We start from the raw sequence: 17,288 nt of genomic DNA on the forward strand, positions 1-17,288 counted from the left end.
ATAAAAAGGATTACGAATTTAGCTCTGCTAGTTCAGTAGTTCAAGAATTTGGCTATTTTTTATAGTTCAAATCATTAATCATGCTAAAACAAATAATAATCTTTACAAAGGAGACTACCCATGGGACGTAAGTGGGCCAATATTGTTGCCAAAAAAACTGCCAAAGATGGTGCTAACTCTAAAGTTTATGCTAAATTTGGTGTTGAAATCTATGTTGCTGCTAAAAAAGGTGAACCAGATCCAGAATCAAACTCAGCTCTTAAATTTGTACTTGAACGTGCAAAACAAGCGCAAGTACCAAAACACGTTATCGACCGCGCAATCGATAAAGCAAAAGGTAATACAGACGAAACTTTCGTTGAAGGTCGTTACGAAGGATTTGGACCAAACGGTTCAATGATCATCGTTGATACTTTGACAAGTAATGTTAACCGTACTGCTGCTAACTTGCGTACTGCATTTGGTAAAAACGGTGGTAACATGGGAGCATCTGGTTCTGTATCTTACATGTTCGATAAAAAAGGTGTTATTGTCTTTGATGGCGATGACGCAGATAGCATTTTTGAACAATTGCTAGAAGCTGATGTTGATGTTGAAGATGTTGAAGCAGAAGATGGTGTGGTAACTGTTTACACAGCTCCAACTGACCTTCACAAAGGTATCGAAGCTTTGCGTGCTAACGGCATCGAAGAATTCAAAGTTACTGAACTTGAAATGATTCCTCAATCAGAAGTAACACTTGAAGGTGAAGACCTTGAAACATTTGAAAAACTTGTTGACGCTCTTGAAGATGATGAAGACGTTCAAAAAGTTTACCACAATGTATCAGATTTCTAATTTAATCAGATAAAAAAGAGAAGCACCTAGCTTAGTAAAGCTGGGTGTTTTTGTGTTATAGATAGAGACTATCTCTCTGATAAAAAATAACTATTGGCATTCTCTTTTCTTTTGTTTTACAATAAATCTAATTACAAGAGATAATGCTATTCTAAAAGAAAGAGAGGCGTTCCTATGGAAAAAGTTATCGTTGGCATTTCGGGAAATATTCAAGAACTCCCAGCTCGATCGGGCTTAGAATATGATGTTGTTTCACGACATCTTTCTGATGGCGTCAAAGAAGCTGGTGGACTTCCGATTATTATTCCAGTTGGTAGTCCAGATTTAGCTAAATCTTATATTGATATGATTGATAAATTAATCCTATCAGGTGGTCAAAATGTGACACCAAAATTTTATGGTGAAAAACAAACCATTGATAGTGATGATTATAGTTTAGAGCGTGATGAATTTGAACTAGCTTTGATAAAAGAAGCACTCAAGCAAAATAAACCTATTTTTGCGGTTTGCCGTGGTATGCAATTGTTGAACGTGGCTTTGGGTGGAACACTGAATCAAAAAGTTGAACACCACTGGCAAAAAGACTTTTCTGGAACGTCACAAGAAGTGGAAATTGTACCCAATAGCCGTGTGAGTCAATTGGTCTCAACAGGTGCTTGGGTTAATTCGTTTCATCAACAAAGTGTGAAAGATTTAGCACCAAGTTTGGTTGCGACAGCGCGAGACCCTCGTGATGGTACAATTGAAGCTTATGAAAGCAAAGATGGTGCTCCAATTTTGGGCTTCCAATGGCATCCAGAATTACTCCTAGAAAAAGCAGAAAGTCGTAGAATTTTTAGTTACTTAGTACAGCAATTGTAGTGTTAACAGCGTTTGAGGAGTGAAAATGAAAAAAGTTTTATTAGGATTAACTGTTTTACTAAGTGCTGGTTTGGCTGTTAATGTTGAAGCGGCTGATCAAAAAGCAGTCATTGCAACAGCTGGTGATATCAAGCCTTTTTCGTATCAAAATGCAAAAGGTCAATTGACTGGCTATGATATTCAAGTGATCAAATCAGCTAGTAAATACATTGATGATTATGAAATTAGTTTTAAAAAGACTGCCTGGGATTCTATCTTTGTTGGCTTAGATAGCGAGATTTATCAGGGTGCTGCTAATAATCTTTCTTATACCAAAGAACGTGCAAGCAAGTATTTATATTCTGTGCCAATTGCTAAAAATCCCTTGGTTTTAGTCACTAAGAAAGATTCTAAGATTAAATCTTTAGATGATATTGGTGGTAAAAAGACACAAGATGACACTGGGACATCAACTGCAAAATTTGTTGATGATTGGAATAAAAAGCATAGTGATTCTCCATCGATAATTGAATATTCAGGAGAAGATGTAACGAAACGATTATTAGACTTGGATAGTGGAGAATTTGATTATCTCATTTTTGATAAAATCTCTGTCGATACAATTATCAAACAAAAACAACTAGATTTGAGGGTTATTGATTTAAAGACAGATGATAATCCAAATAATTATATTATTTTCTCAAGTGACAGTGAGAAGTTACAAGGAGAATTTAACAAGGCGGTTAAAAAACTTTATGATAATGGCACTTTAGAAAAATTGAGCCAGAAATATCTAGGTGGTAGTTATTTACTTACCAGAAAAGTCGGCAGTAGAGGCAAATAAATGACAAAAGATTTTTACACAAAATTAGCAGAGATTCGTCATCATATTCATGCGCATCCTGAGGTTTCGGAGAATGAATTTGAGACGACAGCCTTTTTGAAAGAATACATTTCAAATTTAGGGATTCGTATTCTTGAAACAGAGTTACCAACGGGTTTTATTGCCGAAATTGGACATGGTAAGCCCGTTATTGCTTTGCGTGCAGATATTGATGCTTTACCAATCAAGGAGCGAAATACTTTTGAATATGCTAGCAAGAATGGCGCTATGCACGCCTGTGGGCATGATTTCCACCAGACAAGTCTTCTTGGTGCTGCTGAGCTTTTAAAGGCTCAAGAAGGGCAGTTAAACGGAACGATTCGATTGATTTTTCAGCCAGCTGAGGAAGTTTCAGTAGGGGCTTATCAAGTGATTGAAAATGGTGGCCTTAAGGATGTTTCAGCTATTATTGGCTATCATAATTACCCACATCTTAAACCTGGCGAAATAGGACTTCGTTCAAAAGCAATCATGGCAGCTGTTGATAAATTTAAAGTGACTATCAGCGGAGTGAGTGGGCATGCGGCTCGCCCTGATTTTGGGACAGATGCGGTTCTTGCTATCACAACAATTGTTAATAATGCGCAAGCTATTATCAGCCGTACAGTCTCTCCTTTTGAGTCAGCTGTTTTGTCGGTAACACATATTGATGTGGGAAGTACTTGGAATGTTATGCCTGAATCAGGCTATTTTGAAGGAACAATGCGCTCATTTTCACCAGAAACTCGCCAGCACTTGCGTGATGCTTTCATTAGGGTTGTGGAAAATACAGCTGATCAATTTAATGCGTCAGTCGAGATTGAGTGGGGGAGAACCCCAACGGTGACCTTTAACGACGAAATTTTGACACCTCTTATTTTTGAGCATTCAAAACAATTTGCAAAAGTCGTAGAAGTGGAACCACTCACCATAGGGGAAGATTTTGCAGCTTATCAAGAGAAAATTCCAGGTATTTTTGCCTTGATTGGAAGTAATGGTGATGCTGATGCGGCAGACCTTCATCATGATACATTTACGGTAAAAGATGAGGCTCTTCCAACGGCTGTTCAGTATTTTGTGGAAAATGCTCTTTATTTGTTAGATTATTTTGCAAAGACACAAAAGGCCTAGGGTGATAAGATTTCTTTATCGCGGTGATAGAATTTAAGTATTTGTTAAGAAGCTTATCTGATGTTAAGATGTAAACAACTCTAAAAGAGAAGGTAGGAAACGATATGACATTAGTTAAAAAAATGATAGGAATAACAGGACTAGCACTAGCGTCAGCTGCTTTTTTAGCAGCTTGTTCATCGGATCCCTCTTCAAAGGCCTCTTCTGGTAAAGAAGAAGTGACCTTTGCGACAGTAGGGACAACGGCTCCATTTTCATACGAAGAATCTGGGAAATTGACTGGTTATGATATCGAGGTGGCAAAAGCTGTTTTCAAAGATTCTGATCAATATAAAGTGAATTTTAAGAAAACAGAATGGTCATCTATTTTCACAGGACTTGATTCTGGGAAATATCAGCTTGGCGGCAATAATATCAGTTATACCAAAGAACGTTCAGCTAAATACCTATATTCTTATCCTATTGGTTCAACCCCATCGGTTCTAGTGGTGCCAAAAGACTCTGATATCACGTCTTACGACGATATAGCAGGACATTCAACGCAAGTTGTTCAAGGGACAACAACAGCAGCGCAGCTTGAAAAATTCAATACAGAAAATGATAGCAAGCCTGTTGAACTTAACTACACTAATGAAAATATCACTCAAGTTTTGACAAACTTGAATGACGGTAAATTTGATTTCAAGATTTTTGATGCCCCAACGGTAAATACTATCATTAAAAATCAAAAATTAGATAATTTGAAAACCATCGAATTGAAATCTGATGAACAACCATTTATTTATTTCATTTTGGGACAAGATCAAAAAGACTTGCAAACATTCGTTAACAAGCGCTTGAAAACCTTGCAAAAAGATGGCACTTTGTCAGAATTAGCACAAAAATATCTTGGCGGAGATTATACACCAACTGCTAAAGACTTAAAAGTTCCATCGGAAAAATAATTTAGTTATAGTTTAAAACTATAACTAAACCTTGATTTTAACAATTTGAAACCTATAACTAATTAGGTTAGAATGATATCACGAGTTAAAGGAGAGAGGAAATAGATATGAAATTAAAAAAATTATTTGGATTAGCTAGTGTAGCTCTTGCATCAACTGTATTGTTGACCGCTTGTGGTGGTTCTTCAAAATCTGCTTCAGATGATTCAAAACTTAAAGTTGGTATCATGACTTTGGATGATGCAACTGAACCACTTTGGGATAAAGTCAAAGAATTGGCTAAAGATAAAGGTGTAGAAATTGAATTGGTTGAGTTCACTGACTACAACCAACCAAACGAAGCGCTTCAAAATGGTGAGGTGGATGTCAATGCCTTCCAACACAAATATTTCTTGAATAACTGGAATTCAGAAAATAAAGGAACTTTGGTTGAAGCAGCTGACACACTTCTTAGTCCAATTCGCATCTTCTCAGGTACAGAAAATGGCAAAGCAAAATACACTGATGTCAAAGACATTCCTGAAAAAGCTACTATCTCAGTTCCTAACGATGCTTCAAATGAAAGTCGTGCCCTTTACCTTCTTCAATCAGCTGGTTTGATTAAATTGGATGTTGATGGCAAAGAATTGGCAACTATCAAAAACATTTCATCAAATCCAAAAGATTTAGATATCAAAGAAGTTGATGCTGCGCAAACTGCTTCAACATTGTCATCAGTTGATGCAGCTATTGTTAATAACTCATATGCGCAAGCAGCAAAAGTAGATTACAAAACAACACTTTATAAAGAAGCTGTTGATAAAAACTCAGACCAATGGGTTAACGTCATTGCTGCACAAAAAGATTGGAAAAAATCAAGCAAAGCTAAAGCTATTAAGAAATTGATTTCAGTTTACCAAACTGATGAAGTTGGTAAAGTAATTCAAGAAGCTTCAAATAACGTTGATATTCCAGCTTGGAAAGGTGCTAAAGTTTCTTCAGAAGAATAAGAGATTATTGAAAAATTAAGTGATTTGGCGTGTTTTTAAACACGCCAAATTCTATTTTGAAAATGCTTTTAAATTTACCAGAATATGGTAGAATATTAAGTTGGAAAGTTTAGAAAAATAAGTCTTTTTAACTTTCAAGAGTTGAAAAGGATGCTAGTTATGGATAAAAGATTAGATTGAAATGACTGAGGAGTTGAGTAAGAGTTATGACAAAACCGATTATTAATTTGGAGCATATCGACATTACTTTTCGTCAGAAAAGACGTACTGTAGAAGCAGTAAAAGATGTTTCGATTGCTATTAACAAAGGTGATATTTATGGGATTGTTGGTTATTCTGGGGCAGGAAAATCAACATTAGTACGTACGATTAATCTTTTGCAAGCCCCAACAGCAGGGAAAATCACGATTGGTGATGATGTTACTTTTGCCGATGGTAAAGTTCAACTAAAAGGAGCTGCCCTTCGTCAAAAACGTCAAAAAATTGGGATGATTTTCCAACATTTTAATTTAATGGCGCAAAAAACAGCGCGCCAAAATGTGGCTTTTGCGCTTCGCCATTCAAAATTATCAAAAGAAGAAAAAGACAAAAAAGTCGCTGATTTGCTTGAATTAGTAGGCTTGTCAGATCGTGCTGAAAATTATCCGTCACAATTATCAGGTGGTCAAAAACAACGTGTGGCAATTGCGCGTGCGTTAGCGAATGACCCAGAAATTTTGATTTCTGATGAATCAACATCTGCACTTGACCCAAAAACAACAAAACAAATTTTGGCACTTTTGCAAGAATTGAACCAAAAACTTGGTTTGACAGTAGTTATGATTACTCACGAAATGCAAATCGTCAAAGATATCTGTCACCGTGTGGCCGTTATGCAAAATGGTCACTTGATTGAAGAAGGATCAGTTCTAGATATCTTCTCAAATCCTAAAGAACCATTGACGCAAGAGTTCATCAAAACAGCAACTGGTATTGAGGATGCCTTGGTTAAAATTGAAAAACAAGCTATTGTGAAAAATCTTCCAAAAGATGATTTACTTGTTCAATTGAAATATGCTGGAACATCTACTGATGAACCAATTCTTAACCAAATCTACAAAGAATTTGAAGTAACTGCCAATATTCTTTACGGAAATATTGAAATTCTAGACGATACACCAGTTGGTGAGATGATTGTTGTCTTGTCTGGTGATGCTGATGCTCTTGCAGGTGCACAAGAAGCTATTCTTGCTGCGGGAATTGAATTAACAGTATTGAAACGAGGTGCCTAAATGATTGAATGGATTGCTACAAATATGCCTGATGTATACCGTATCGGCTGGGAAGGGACAAATTCTTGGTCTGATGCCTTTTCAGCAACTATTTATATGACAGGATGGTCGTTTGTAATTGGTGGTCTTTTAGGGCTTGTTATGGGGCTATTCTTGGTATTAACAGGACCAAGCGGTGTGCTAAGTAATCGTTTTGGCTTTAAAGTCTTGGATATTTTTACGTCAATCGTTCGTGCCATTCCTTTCATCATCTTGTTGGCTATTTTAAAACCTTTCACATATACAATTGTTGGAACAAACCTAGGTCGAACAGCGGCGCTAGTTCCGCTATCAGCAGCGACATTTGCCTTCTATGCTCGTCAGGTTCAAGTTGTCTTTTCAGAAATGGATAGAGGTGTTATTGAAGCCGCACAAGCTTCAGGAGCTACTCTTTGGGATATTATCAAAATTTACCTTAGCGAAGGTTTGCCAGAACTTATCCGTGTCTCAACAGTAACGCTCATCTCACTTATCGGTGAAACAGCTATGGCGGGTGCGATTGGAGCTGGTGGACTTGGTTATATTGCTATTTACTATGGTTATAACCGCTCAGCAACAGATGTCACTATCGTTGCAACAATCTGTATCCTTATCCTAGTCTTTATTATCCAATTTATCGGAGACTTCCTCACTAAAAAACTAAGTCATAAATAGAAAAAAGCACTTCTGTGAAAACAGAAGTGCTTAATGATTGTTTTGTGCTATTTTATTGTCCATGTCTGTAATGAGACTAGCAAGAGTGATATTCTCGAGAGAAGCTTTAAAATTTTCTTGAACCTCATCAATACGTGGTTGTAAAACGGAGTTCACCACGCGACCAACTGGGCAATTTGGGTTGGTATCATCATTAGCTTTAAAAATAGGTTTATCTTTATCTTCGACAGCTTGGAAAATATCCCAGAAAGTGAGCTCTTTAGGATCTTTGGTCAAATGTGCTCCGCCAACACCAGCTTCGACTTTGACTAAGTCAGCTTTTTGCAATTTTCCTAGTAAGTTACGCACAATAACAGGGTTAGTCTGGATACTTTTAGCTAGAAAAGTAGAAGTCACTTTTGCTTCATTTTCAAAATGATAAATGGCTAACAGAATATGAACGGAAGTTGCTAGTCGAGTTGAATAGGGCATTTTTTCTCCTTGTACTAATCTAATTTGTTAAGAGTATTATAGCATATTTTTGTTGTCATTAAAAAAGTTACAACTTTTTGTTGTAACTCTTGACATTACATCTAAAGAGGAATATACTATAGATATAGTTGTAACAAAATATGTTACAACAAAAAGAAATTATTTATATTTTGGAGGAATCATTATGAAAATTGCAGTAGTTGCCGCAAATGGTAAAGCAGGTCGATTAATTGTTGAAGAAGCGCTTAATCGCGGACATGATGTCACAGCAGTTGTTCGTAGTTCTAATAAATCAAAAGCTCAGAAAGTTATTGAAAAAGACTTATTTGACTTAACAAAAGAAGATTTGGCTGGCTTTGATGTGGTTGTGGATGCTTTTGGGGCTTGGACAGAAGACCAGCTTCATCTTCACAGCGATTCGCAAAAACATTTGGCTGATTTGCTTTCAGGTACTGACACACGTTTGATGATTGTCGGTGGTGCAGGAAGTCTTTATGTTAACCCAGAGCACACGGTGCAATTGGTTGACACACCAGAATTTCCAGAAGCATTTAGACCACTTGCTAGTGCTCAACGTCAGTCCTTAGCAGAAATCCGTGAACGTCATGATGTCAAATGGACTTTCATCAGTCCAGCCATTGATTTCCAAGCAGATGGTAAACGTACAGGAGAATACATTCTTGCTGGTGAAGAATTGACATTCAACGACAAGGGTGAAAGTGCTATTAGCTATGCGGATTATGCTCTTGGATTTGTTGATGAGATTGAAAATGCCAAACACATTCAAGAACGTATTAGTTTACTTGGAAAATAAACAACAAAAAAGCCAACCCTCGTTATGAAGGTTGGTTTTGCTATTATTAAGCTTTTTTAGTCTTGTGTAGGATAAATCCAACAATGAATCCAACGATGGCAAAGCTAATCCATTCAAGGGAGAATTGTCCAAGTGGAACGAATCCATTGAAGAAATTAACAAGGCTTGCTGGTAGGCTGAAAAGTCCAGTCATTTTAGCAAGTGTTGAGAGGGCATCGTAAAGAGCAGGAATGGCTGCAAAGCCAATGGTAATTTGGTAAACGATGCGATCTTTCTTGAAGAATTTTGATAGCAAGGCTAAGAAGATAATAACGACTGTTAATGGATAGAGCAAGTAAAGTACTGGAAGTGACCATTTGATCAATTCAGAAAGACCACCGAAGTAGAAGAATAGTGCAATCAAAGTGAAGAGAGTTGCCCAAGAAACGTGAGAAACTTTTGGTTGCAATTTGTGGAAGTACTCTGCACAGGCAGTAATCAAACCAGTTGCTGTTGTTAAGCAAGCAAGGAAAATAGCTGCAGCAAGGATGATTTGTCCGATACTTCCAAGATAGAAGTGAGCAGCTTGTCCGAGGATGTTACCACCATCAATGGCTTCCCCTTTGAACATGAAGTGTCCGTTAGCAAAATCAAAAAGACTTTGTGATGAAGCACCGATACGTGCAACAAAGATATAAATAAGTGCAAGTAGTACAGTAGCAATTAGTCCTGATTTGAATGTCAGTCTAGCAACTTCAGCTTTTCCTTTTGCACCGTGTGATTTACTAGCATCAATAACGATAATGGCAAAGGCAAGTGAAGCAAGTGCATCCATTGTTCCATAACCTTGAATAAGCCCTGCAACGAACGGAACATCTTTAAAGGCATTGCTGATGTCATTAGCAGCGTTATGAGCCACTCCGATTTCACCAGCAGGTTTAACAAATGATGCAACGATCAAAATTGCAATGATAATCAAAAGAGCGGGTGTTAGGTATTTCCCGATACGGTCTGCGATTTTATTTGGTTTAATCGCTAAAAAGTAAGAAATCCCAAAGAAAACCAAACCGTAAACTGCTTTTGCAATCAGATTGTCACCAAAGATTGGTTCGATACCAATTGAGAAAGATGTGGCTCCCGTTCTTGGAATGGCAAAGAATGGCCCGATAGATAAGTAAAGCGCGATTGAAAATAGCAAAGCATAATGGCGCGAAACTGGGCGAGCAAAATCTTCAATGTCACTAGCACCAGAATAGGCTACAGCGACAACCCCTAAAAGAGGAAGTGTGACACCAGTTAAACAGAAACCAAGAATGGCTAATGCTAGGTTGCTTCCAGAATATATCCCTAAAAAGGCGGGATAAATCAGATTACCTGCCCCAAAGAATAAAGCAAATAACATGAAACCGATGATAATATAGATATTTTTGACAGGTTTCATTAATGTCCTCCTAATAAAAAACGATATAGCATTTTGCTTAGTTAAACTCTCTCATAAAGCAAAATGATGCGCAGATTATTATATCGAACTCCATTTCTAACGTCAATAGAAGAAAATCGCTGTTTTTTTGCTAAAAAACTGACATTTGTTGTCATATCGGGGACAAGCCATGTTAGAAATAATCACAAAATTTTCAAAAAATTGAAAAAAACTGCATTTAAAGCGCTGTCATGGCATAAAATATACCATAATTAGTTTGACGAAGAGCCTGTTTTATATTATGATTAAAACCGTTAATATTTTTTTGAGGAGCTACCATGAAACGATTTATTAGTGTTTGGAATAGAACTAGTCTCATCAAACGAATCATCATCGGAGTCATTATTGGATTTATTTTAGGAATGACTCTTCCTAAGGTTTCTGCAATTGGTATCCTAGGAGATTTATTCGTTGGTGGTCTTAAAGCGGTAGCGCCATTACTTGTCTTTGTTTTGGTTGCTAGTGCATTGTCACAAAATGAAAAGGGACAAAAGACCAATATGTCAACGATCATTGGGCTTTACCTTGTTGGGACCTTAGCAGCTGCTCTTGTTGCTGTTGTGGTGAATTACATTTTCCCAATTACTCTCACCTTGGATACTGCCACGCAACCAAAATTGTCATCTCCTGAAGGAGTTGGGCAAGTTTTCCACAGTCTATTGTTAAAAATGGTTGATAACCCAATTAATGCTTTGGGCTCAGCTAACTATATCGGTGTATTGACTTGGGCTGTTATTTTTGGACTAGCTTTTAGAAATTCTAATGGAGCAACTAAAGAGCTTTTGCAAACAATGGCAGAAGTCACTTCACAAGTGGTTCGTTGGATTATTAATTTGGCACCATTTGGTATTTTAGGACTTGTTTTTAAGACAATTTCAGATAATGGGGTTAAAATTTTAGCCAATTATGGTTTCTTGATTTTGGCTCTTGTCGGGACAATGTTCTTTGTAGCTTTGGTCGTTAATCCATTTATTGCCTTTATCTTTATGCGCAAAAATCCATACCCATTGGTTTTCCGTTGCTTGAAAGATTCTGGATTGACAGCCTTCTTCACACGTAGTTCAGCTGCTAATATTCCAGTTAATATGAAACTTTGTGAAGATTTAGGCTTGAACAAAGATACTTATAAAGTGTCTATCCCACTTGGGGCTACTATTAATATGGGTGGTGCTGCGATTACAATCAACGTCTTGACGCTTGCTGCTGTTAATACGCTTGGTATTCATGTTGATTTTCCAACAGCTTTCTTACTAAGTGTCTTGTCTGCAGTATCAGCTTGCGGTGCATCTGGTGTTACTGGAGGCTCACTTCTTCTAGTACCAGTCGCATGTAGCTTGTTTGGTATTTCAAACGACCTTGCAATGCAAGTAGTTGGTGTCGGATTTATCGTCGGTGTCGTTCAAGACTCATGTGAAACAGCCTTGAACTCTTCAACAGATGTTCTCTTTACAGCAGTTGCTGAAAAATCTGTTTGGGGCAAAAAGAAAAAAGCTAATTAATAATAGATAGCTGAGTGAAAGCTCAGCTTTTTTTGTATAAAGTTCTCTTATGGCTAGCTCAAAAAATAAGCATCTTTAAAATATCCCTTATTTGTGGTAAAATAAAACGGCATTAAAGTAAGGTTTCTAAAGCATTTTACTTAGAAAAAATAGATAAGTTTATTATAAAGGAGATTGAGTCATGAAAAATAATTCAATCAAGACTGTTGTGGCTACTGGGATTGGAGCTGCACTGTTTATTATCATCGGGACATTGATTAATATTCCAACCCCTATTCCAAATACTAATATTCAATTGCAATATGCTGTTATTGCTTTGTTTGCAGTTATTTACGGTCCGACGGTTGGATTCTTTTCGGGCTTTATTGGACATGCTTTGAAAGATGCTCTTCAATATGGTTCACCATGGTGGACATGGGTTATTGTGAGTGGATTGATTGGTTTAGCTATCGGTCTTGTGGCTAAAAAAATCAATATTGAAAAAGGTAAACTGACTAAAAAAGATTTTGCATGGTTTAATGGTGTACAAATTTTAGCTAATGTGATTGGCTGGGGAATTATTGCACCATATGGTGATATTTTGATTTATAGTGAACCTGCAAGTAAAGTCTTTACGCAAGGGATTTTATCAGCAGTTATTAATAGTTTGACCATTGCTATTGGTGGTTCATTGCTTTTAGCTGTTTATTCAAAAACACGTACACAATCAGGTAGCCTAACAAAAGACTAAGTCTCTTTTGAAAAGCAGGACTGGAAAGTCTTGTCTTAGCTATAATGATAGCATTCTAGTATTATAACGGGGTAGGATGACAAGGTTATCCTACTCTTAATCATTTCTTAGGAGAAGAATCATGGAACCCCTTATTCACTTTAAGGATTTCACTTTTAAATATGATGCTCAAGCAGAGCCAACATTAAAATCCCTCAATCTCTCCATTGAGAGAGGGCAAAAAGTCCTGATTGTTGGACCATCAGGGTCAGGAAAATCAACTATTGGACAATGTTTAAATGGGATTATTCCAAATATTAATCATGGAGAAAAAAGCGGTCAACTTTTGATTGATGGCAAGGATGCCTTTGACTTGTCGATTTATGATAAGTCACATCTTGTTTCTACTGTATTACAAGATCCAGATGGTCAGTTTATTGGTTTGACGGTGGCAGAAGATTTAGCTTTTGCACTTGAAAATGATTGCCTTCCTTTGTCTCAAATGACTGATAAAGTTAATTATTGGGCTGAGAAACTTGATTTAACAGCTTTTCTAGATAGTCGTCCTCAAGATTTATCAGGCGGTCAGAAGCAGCGCGTGAGTTTAGCTGGAGTTTTGATTGATGAAAGTCCAATCTTGCTTTTTGATGAGCCACTGGCTAATTTAGATCCGAAATCTGGGCAAGAAACGATTGAGCTCATCGATCGTATTCACCAAGAAGGAAAAACAACAACCATTATTATTGAACATCGACTTGAGGATGTGTTATATCGTCATGTTGATAAAGTGATTTTGGTAAATGACGGTCAGATTTTGTTTGATGGGCATCCTGATGATTTGTTAAAGAGTGACTTATTGGTTGAAAACGGGATTCGTGAACCTCTTTATGTGACTGCTTTGAAAGATTTAAATGTAGATGTGACAAAAGCAGAACATTTATCTGATTTGAATCAACTGGATTTGTCAGATATTACCGTTACAGGTTTAAGTCAATCTGGTGAAGTGGTGGCAAAGGATCCGATTTTAGAAGTTAAGCAATTGCAATTTGCTTACCAAGATAATTGCCCTATTTTAAAAGATGTTAGCTTTGCTATTCATAAGGGAGAACGAATTGCTATTGTTGGGAAAAATGGTGCTGGTAAATCAACCTTAGCTAAAGCACTTTGCCAGTTTATTAAACCTGCTGGAGATATCTGTTACCAAGGACAGTCTATCATGCAGGATTCTATTAAGGAACGTGCTGAAAAAATTGGTTATGTGCTTCAAAATCCAAATCAAATGATTAGTCAAACCATGATTTTTGATGAAGTAGCACTTGGTTTAAGATTACGAGGTGTAGATGAGTCAGAAATTGAAAAACGAGTTTTGGAAACTTTAAAAGTTTGTGGCTTATATGAATTTAGAAAATGGCCAATTTCAGCTTTATCTTTTGGTCAAAAGAAACGTGTCACGATTGCTTCTGTTTTAGTCATGAATCCAGAAATTATTTTATTGGATGAGCCAACAGCTGGTCAGGATAAGCGTCATTACACCGAAATTATGACATTCCTCAATCAATTGAATCAGGCTGGACACACTATCATTATGATTACGCATGATATGCAACTGATGTTAGAGTACTCAGATCGTAGTATTGTCGTGAGTGATGGTAAAATCATTGCGGATTGTTCACCAGTTTCCCTCTTTAATCAAGTAGAGATTTTAGAGCAAACTAATCTCAAAAAGACAAGTCTTTTTGATTTAGCTGAAAAATTAGGGATAAATCCGATTGATTTGACGCATTATTACATTAAACAGCAGGGAGGATGTCATGACTAATCATTTTATTGGTTATCAAAGTGGCCGAGGCTTCTTATATCAATTGTCTGGAGCTAGTAAATTAATCTTCTTCATTTTGGTATCAGTAGCTTGCATGACAACTTATGATACACGCTTGATTGTACTTGTCGGGCTTTCTTCGTTGGCTTTGTTTAAAATGGCAAACATTCGTTGGCAGCAAGTGTCGTTTGTGATTAAATTCATTGCTTTCTTTGCTCTTTTAAATGTTTTGATGGTTTATTTATTTGAGCCAAGTTATGGTGAGACTATTTATGGCGTAAAGACTGTCCTATGGCAAGGTTATGGTCGCTTTTATCTCACAAGTCAGGAATTATTTTACTTGTTTAATTTGGCTCTAAAATACTTCTGTACGGTACCTTTGGCAGTCCTGTTTTTGATGACAACACACCCCAGTCAATTTGCTTCAAGCCTTAATCAAATTGGTGTTCCTTATAAGGTGGCTTATGCCGTTAGTTTAACACTACGCTACATTCCAGATGTTCAGGAAGAATTTTACATGATTCGAATGTCTCAAGAAGCGCGTGGACTTGAATTATCTTCAAAAGAAAAATTGATGAAGCGTATAAAAGGAAATCTACAAATCGTTATCCCTTTGATCTTTAGCTCTCTTGAGCGTATCGATACGGTTTCAACAGCAATGGAATTACGTCGCTTTGGTAAAAATAAAAAGCGTACTTGGTACACTTATAAAAACTTTACCATAGCTGATATTTTGACAATTGTTTTAGCTATTGTGATTGTCTTTATCACATTATTCCTTTTCAAATGGAATAATGGACGTTTTTACAATCCATGGCAATAAAATAAAAAGCGTATTGCTTTAAAAGAGCAATACGCTTTTTATTTATTTCAAATAACCAAGATAGTCAAATTTTTCAAAAGTATCATCACTAGCAATCGCAATGACTTCTGTATCGGCTTCAAAAGCACGTGTTGGGTCAACGTGAGTATCGATAGCAGAAGAATTATCTCGGCGAATACCGATAATGTTAATTTCGTATTTGTTGCGAACGTCCAATTGGATAAGGTTCTTACCTACCCAAGAATCAGGAACGGAGAATTCCACCATGGCTAATTTTTCTTCTAAATGAACAATATTTTCAATATGGTGACGAAGCATGTTAGCTGCGACGTGTTTACCAGAATCACGCTCTGGCATAATCACTTTACTTGCTCCAATACCGTAAAGAACTTCTTCATAAGTTTTGGTTTTAGCTTTAGCGATAATGTTTTTGACACCAAGTTTTTTACAGTGCATAACAGCTAAAACAGATGATTCTAGGTTGTTACCAGTTGCAACAACTACTGTATCACATTGATTAATACCGAGAGCCTTCAAAAAGTCAATATCAGTAATGTCTCCTACAGCAGCTTTTTTGACCACATCTGAAACATTTTGAACGAGACTTGGGTTGATATCGATTGCGATAACATCTTGTTCGAATTTACTAAGTTCTTTGGCAACATTTCGTCCAAAAATTCCAAGTCCAAGAACACCAATAATTTTTTTTCTCATAAATTTCCCTCTCTAACCGACTGTAATATTTGTCTGTGCGTATTGAATATCTTTTTCTTTCTTTTGAAGAAGACTAAGGAGAACGGTAAGCGGACCGACACGTCCGATGAACATCATTGCCATGATAATAAGTCTTCCACCTGTCGATAATTGTGGTGTCAAATCCATAGAGACACCTACTGTCGCAATAGCAGATACTGATTCGAATAGTAAAGCCATTGGCGTGTGGTTAGGTTCAAATTCAAGTAAAAGAATGTAGCCAACAATTAAGACAGAAAAGAAGAAAATTAAAACTGTCAAGGTTTGTTTGATTACTCGATTTGGAATAATGCGGTGACGGAAAGTTACTTCTGTTTGACCAGCTAACTCTGACTTAAAGAGTAAGAAAGTCATGGCTACGGTCGTTACTTTTACCCCACCGGCAGTACCACCAGGTGCCCCACCGATAATCATTTGAATCATGTAAAGGATATTGGTAGCAGGATGCGTATCTAAATAAGAAATTGTTGCAAAACCAGCAGTCCTCATTGTGACTGTTTGAAATAGGCTAACCATAAATTGTTGGAAAAGATTGTAGTGACCAATTGTTTTAGGGTTATTAGCTTCAAAGAGCCATGTTATCACAGTCCCAAGTAAGAGAATAACAGCTGTTGTTATTAGCACTAGACGCGTTTGATTACTTAATTGACGAGTAAAAGTCTTCAGACGACGAGGTCTATCAGTAAAGAATTGTTTAATAGCTCGTTTGATATCAACCCAAACAGTAAACCCGATTCCCCCTGATACAATTAAGGTCATAAAGAGAAGGTTAAGGAGTGGATTTAAAACGAACGGTTTTAAACTATCTCCGCCAAGATTATCAAATCCAGCATTACAAAAAGCGGAGACTGCCAGAAAGATAGCATTGAAAATTCCATGCCCTAGTCCAAATCTCGGAATAAAGTCAATGAGAAATAGTGCTGCAATCAAGGCTTCGATAATAAAAGTAATTTTATAGACGTTAAATAAATAACGTTTAAGATGACCACTATTGTCATAGTTTAGAGCAGATTGTAAAATGTTTTGCTCAGATAAATTCATTCGTTTTCTAAGAATATAGGTGCTAACAGCCAGTAATGTAACCAGTCCAAGCCCACCGATTTGCATCAAAATGACAGCGATAACTTGTCCAAGTCCGTTGTAGATATCAGCAACAGGAAAGACAGACAAGCCGGTCACACAAACCATAGAAACTACAGTAAACAAATGATCGAGATAAGTTGTTGCTGGGGCATTTTGGTAATGCGTAATAGGAAGTGACAGTAAGATACTACCTACTAAAATAACAATCAAGAAGCTAAAAGTTAGCCGTTGGGTACCAGATAGCCGTTTTAAAAATCTAGTCAATTGAATATCCCTTTCCATAAAGAATAG

Annotated in this window: 17 protein-coding genes; 13 read left to right on the plus strand and 4 right to left on the minus strand. The window is 36.8% G+C overall.

All coding sequences use genetic code 11. The features are described 5' to 3' along the window. Positions 1-120: 120 nt before the first annotated feature. The 8 genes from B4D49_RS08840 to B4D49_RS08875 all read left to right on the plus strand — a co-directional run bounded on the left by B4D49_RS08840 (position 121) and on the right by B4D49_RS08875 (position 7,567). Complete coding sequence (locus tag B4D49_RS08840) at positions 121-837, plus strand: YebC/PmpR family DNA-binding transcriptional regulator (RefSeq protein ID WP_024343611.1); 717 nt, start codon at positions 121-123, stop codon at positions 835-837. Positions 838-1,011: 174 nt separating this feature from the next. Next, entirely contained in the window at positions 1,012-1,698 is a 687-nt protein-coding gene (locus tag B4D49_RS08845; protein ID WP_199543073.1) for a gamma-glutamyl-gamma-aminobutyrate hydrolase family protein, read from the plus strand. 25 nt (positions 1,699-1,723) lie between these two features. Next, on the plus strand, positions 1,724-2,521 hold the full coding sequence (locus B4D49_RS08850) for a transporter substrate-binding domain-containing protein (protein WP_286784143.1): 798 nt from the start codon (positions 1,724-1,726) through the stop codon (positions 2,519-2,521). Further along, entirely contained in the window at positions 2,522-3,670 is a 1,149-nt protein-coding gene (locus B4D49_RS08855; RefSeq protein ID WP_286784144.1) for an amidohydrolase, read from the plus strand. 104 nt (positions 3,671-3,774) lie between these two features. Continuing rightward, positions 3,775-4,614 (plus strand): amino acid ABC transporter substrate-binding protein, encoded by an 840-nt coding sequence (locus B4D49_RS08860; protein ID WP_286784145.1) that lies wholly within the window; start codon positions 3,775-3,777, stop codon positions 4,612-4,614. A 107-nt stretch (positions 4,615-4,721) separates the two neighbouring features. Continuing rightward, entirely contained in the window at positions 4,722-5,603 is an 882-nt protein-coding gene (locus B4D49_RS08865; protein ID WP_286784146.1) for a MetQ/NlpA family ABC transporter substrate-binding protein, read from the plus strand. Between the two features lie 206 nt (positions 5,604-5,809). Further along, a complete protein-coding gene (locus B4D49_RS08870) occupies positions 5,810-6,874 on the plus strand; it encodes a methionine ABC transporter ATP-binding protein (protein ID WP_199543066.1) in 1,065 nt (354 codons plus the stop codon). Continuing rightward, the gene (locus B4D49_RS08875) at positions 6,875-7,567 is read left to right on the plus strand and encodes a methionine ABC transporter permease (protein ID WP_132869949.1); all 693 of its coding nucleotides are present in this window, start codon (positions 6,875-6,877) and stop codon (positions 7,565-7,567) included. 30 nt (positions 7,568-7,597) lie between these two features. Here B4D49_RS08875 and B4D49_RS08880 read toward each other — a convergent pair whose 3' ends face one another. Further along, complete coding sequence (locus B4D49_RS08880) at positions 7,598-8,038, minus strand: Rrf2 family transcriptional regulator (protein WP_132869948.1); 441 nt, start codon at positions 8,036-8,038, stop codon at positions 7,598-7,600. A 184-nt stretch (positions 8,039-8,222) separates the two neighbouring features. Between B4D49_RS08880 and B4D49_RS08885 the strand changes: the two genes are divergently transcribed. Continuing rightward, entirely contained in the window at positions 8,223-8,852 is a 630-nt protein-coding gene (locus B4D49_RS08885; protein ID WP_199543063.1) for an NAD(P)-dependent oxidoreductase, read from the plus strand. A gap of 46 nt (positions 8,853-8,898) precedes the next feature. Here the strand turns inward: B4D49_RS08885 and brnQ are convergent, their stop codons facing one another. Further along, the gene (gene brnQ, locus B4D49_RS08890; protein WP_286784147.1) at positions 8,899-10,272 is read right to left on the minus strand and encodes a branched-chain amino acid transport system II carrier protein; all 1,374 of its coding nucleotides are present in this window, start codon (positions 10,270-10,272) and stop codon (positions 8,899-8,901) included. Between the two features lie 317 nt (positions 10,273-10,589). On the opposite strand from brnQ, the gene sstT reads away from it, so the two are divergent. The 4 genes from sstT to B4D49_RS08910 all read left to right on the plus strand — a co-directional run bounded on the left by sstT (position 10,590) and on the right by B4D49_RS08910 (position 15,161). Continuing rightward, a complete protein-coding gene (gene sstT, locus B4D49_RS08895) occupies positions 10,590-11,810 on the plus strand; it encodes a serine/threonine transporter SstT (RefSeq protein WP_199543057.1) in 1,221 nt (406 codons plus the stop codon). Between the two features lie 181 nt (positions 11,811-11,991). After that, complete coding sequence (locus B4D49_RS08900) at positions 11,992-12,540, plus strand: ECF-type riboflavin transporter substrate-binding protein (protein WP_074482484.1); 549 nt, start codon at positions 11,992-11,994, stop codon at positions 12,538-12,540. Positions 12,541-12,661: 121 nt separating this feature from the next. Then, entirely contained in the window at positions 12,662-14,338 is a 1,677-nt protein-coding gene (locus B4D49_RS08905; protein WP_286784148.1) for an ABC transporter ATP-binding protein, read from the plus strand. Further along, positions 14,331-15,161 carry an energy-coupling factor transporter transmembrane component T family protein gene (locus B4D49_RS08910; protein WP_199543050.1) on the plus strand — a complete coding sequence of 277 codons (831 nt, stop codon included), beginning with the start codon at positions 14,331-14,333 and terminating at the stop codon, positions 15,159-15,161. Before B4D49_RS08905 ends, B4D49_RS08910 begins: the two co-directional genes overlap by 8 nt. A gap of 42 nt (positions 15,162-15,203) precedes the next feature. On the opposite strand, the gene ktrA is transcribed toward B4D49_RS08910, so the two are convergent. Continuing rightward, positions 15,204-15,875, minus strand: a complete 672-nt coding sequence (gene ktrA, locus B4D49_RS08915; protein WP_132869523.1) for a potassium uptake transporter gating subunit KtrA — start codon at positions 15,873-15,875, stop codon at positions 15,204-15,206. 12 nt (positions 15,876-15,887) lie between these two features. Continuing rightward, positions 15,888-17,279 (minus strand): TrkH family potassium uptake protein, encoded by a 1,392-nt coding sequence (locus B4D49_RS08920; protein WP_286784149.1) that lies wholly within the window; start codon positions 17,277-17,279, stop codon positions 15,888-15,890. Between the last annotated feature and the right edge of the window lie 9 nt (positions 17,280-17,288).

Source organism: Streptococcus sp. UBA4344 (genome assembly GCF_002393675.1).
In the GTDB taxonomy this organism is placed as follows: domain Bacteria; phylum Bacillota; class Bacilli; order Lactobacillales; family Streptococcaceae; genus Streptococcus; species Streptococcus vicugnae.

What these genes read in the sequence shown, in the direction of transcription:
- B4D49_RS08910 (WP_199543050.1), top strand. Translation starts at nt 14,331, where the DNA reads ATGACTAATCATTTTATTGGTTATCAAAGTGGCCGAGGCTTCTTATAT.
- B4D49_RS08900 (WP_074482484.1), top strand. Translation starts at nt 11,992, where the DNA reads ATGAAAAATAATTCAATCAAGACTGTTGTGGCTACTGGGATTGGAGCT.
- B4D49_RS08920 (WP_286784149.1), bottom strand. Translation starts at nt 17,279, where the DNA reads ATGGAAAGGGATATTCAATTGACTAGATTTTTAAAACGGCTATCTGGT.
- B4D49_RS08860 (WP_286784145.1), top strand. Translation starts at nt 3,775, where the DNA reads ATGACATTAGTTAAAAAAATGATAGGAATAACAGGACTAGCACTAGCG.
- B4D49_RS08845 (WP_199543073.1), top strand. Translation starts at nt 1,012, where the DNA reads ATGGAAAAAGTTATCGTTGGCATTTCGGGAAATATTCAAGAACTCCCA.
- B4D49_RS08865 (WP_286784146.1), top strand. Translation starts at nt 4,722, where the DNA reads ATGAAATTAAAAAAATTATTTGGATTAGCTAGTGTAGCTCTTGCATCA.
- B4D49_RS08905 (WP_286784148.1), top strand. Translation starts at nt 12,662, where the DNA reads ATGGAACCCCTTATTCACTTTAAGGATTTCACTTTTAAATATGATGCT.
- B4D49_RS08850 (WP_286784143.1), top strand. Translation starts at nt 1,724, where the DNA reads ATGAAAAAAGTTTTATTAGGATTAACTGTTTTACTAAGTGCTGGTTTG.
- sstT (WP_199543057.1), top strand. Translation starts at nt 10,590, where the DNA reads ATGAAACGATTTATTAGTGTTTGGAATAGAACTAGTCTCATCAAACGA.
- B4D49_RS08840 (WP_024343611.1), top strand. Translation starts at nt 121, where the DNA reads ATGGGACGTAAGTGGGCCAATATTGTTGCCAAAAAAACTGCCAAAGAT.
- B4D49_RS08885 (WP_199543063.1), top strand. Translation starts at nt 8,223, where the DNA reads ATGAAAATTGCAGTAGTTGCCGCAAATGGTAAAGCAGGTCGATTAATT.
- B4D49_RS08875 (WP_132869949.1), top strand. Translation starts at nt 6,875, where the DNA reads ATGATTGAATGGATTGCTACAAATATGCCTGATGTATACCGTATCGGC.
- B4D49_RS08870 (WP_199543066.1), top strand. Translation starts at nt 5,810, where the DNA reads ATGACAAAACCGATTATTAATTTGGAGCATATCGACATTACTTTTCGT.
- B4D49_RS08855 (WP_286784144.1), top strand. Translation starts at nt 2,522, where the DNA reads ATGACAAAAGATTTTTACACAAAATTAGCAGAGATTCGTCATCATATT.
- ktrA (WP_132869523.1), bottom strand. Translation starts at nt 15,875, where the DNA reads ATGAGAAAAAAAATTATTGGTGTTCTTGGACTTGGAATTTTTGGACGA.
- B4D49_RS08880 (WP_132869948.1), bottom strand. Translation starts at nt 8,038, where the DNA reads ATGCCCTATTCAACTCGACTAGCAACTTCCGTTCATATTCTGTTAGCC.
- brnQ (WP_286784147.1), bottom strand. Translation starts at nt 10,272, where the DNA reads ATGAAACCTGTCAAAAATATCTATATTATCATCGGTTTCATGTTATTT.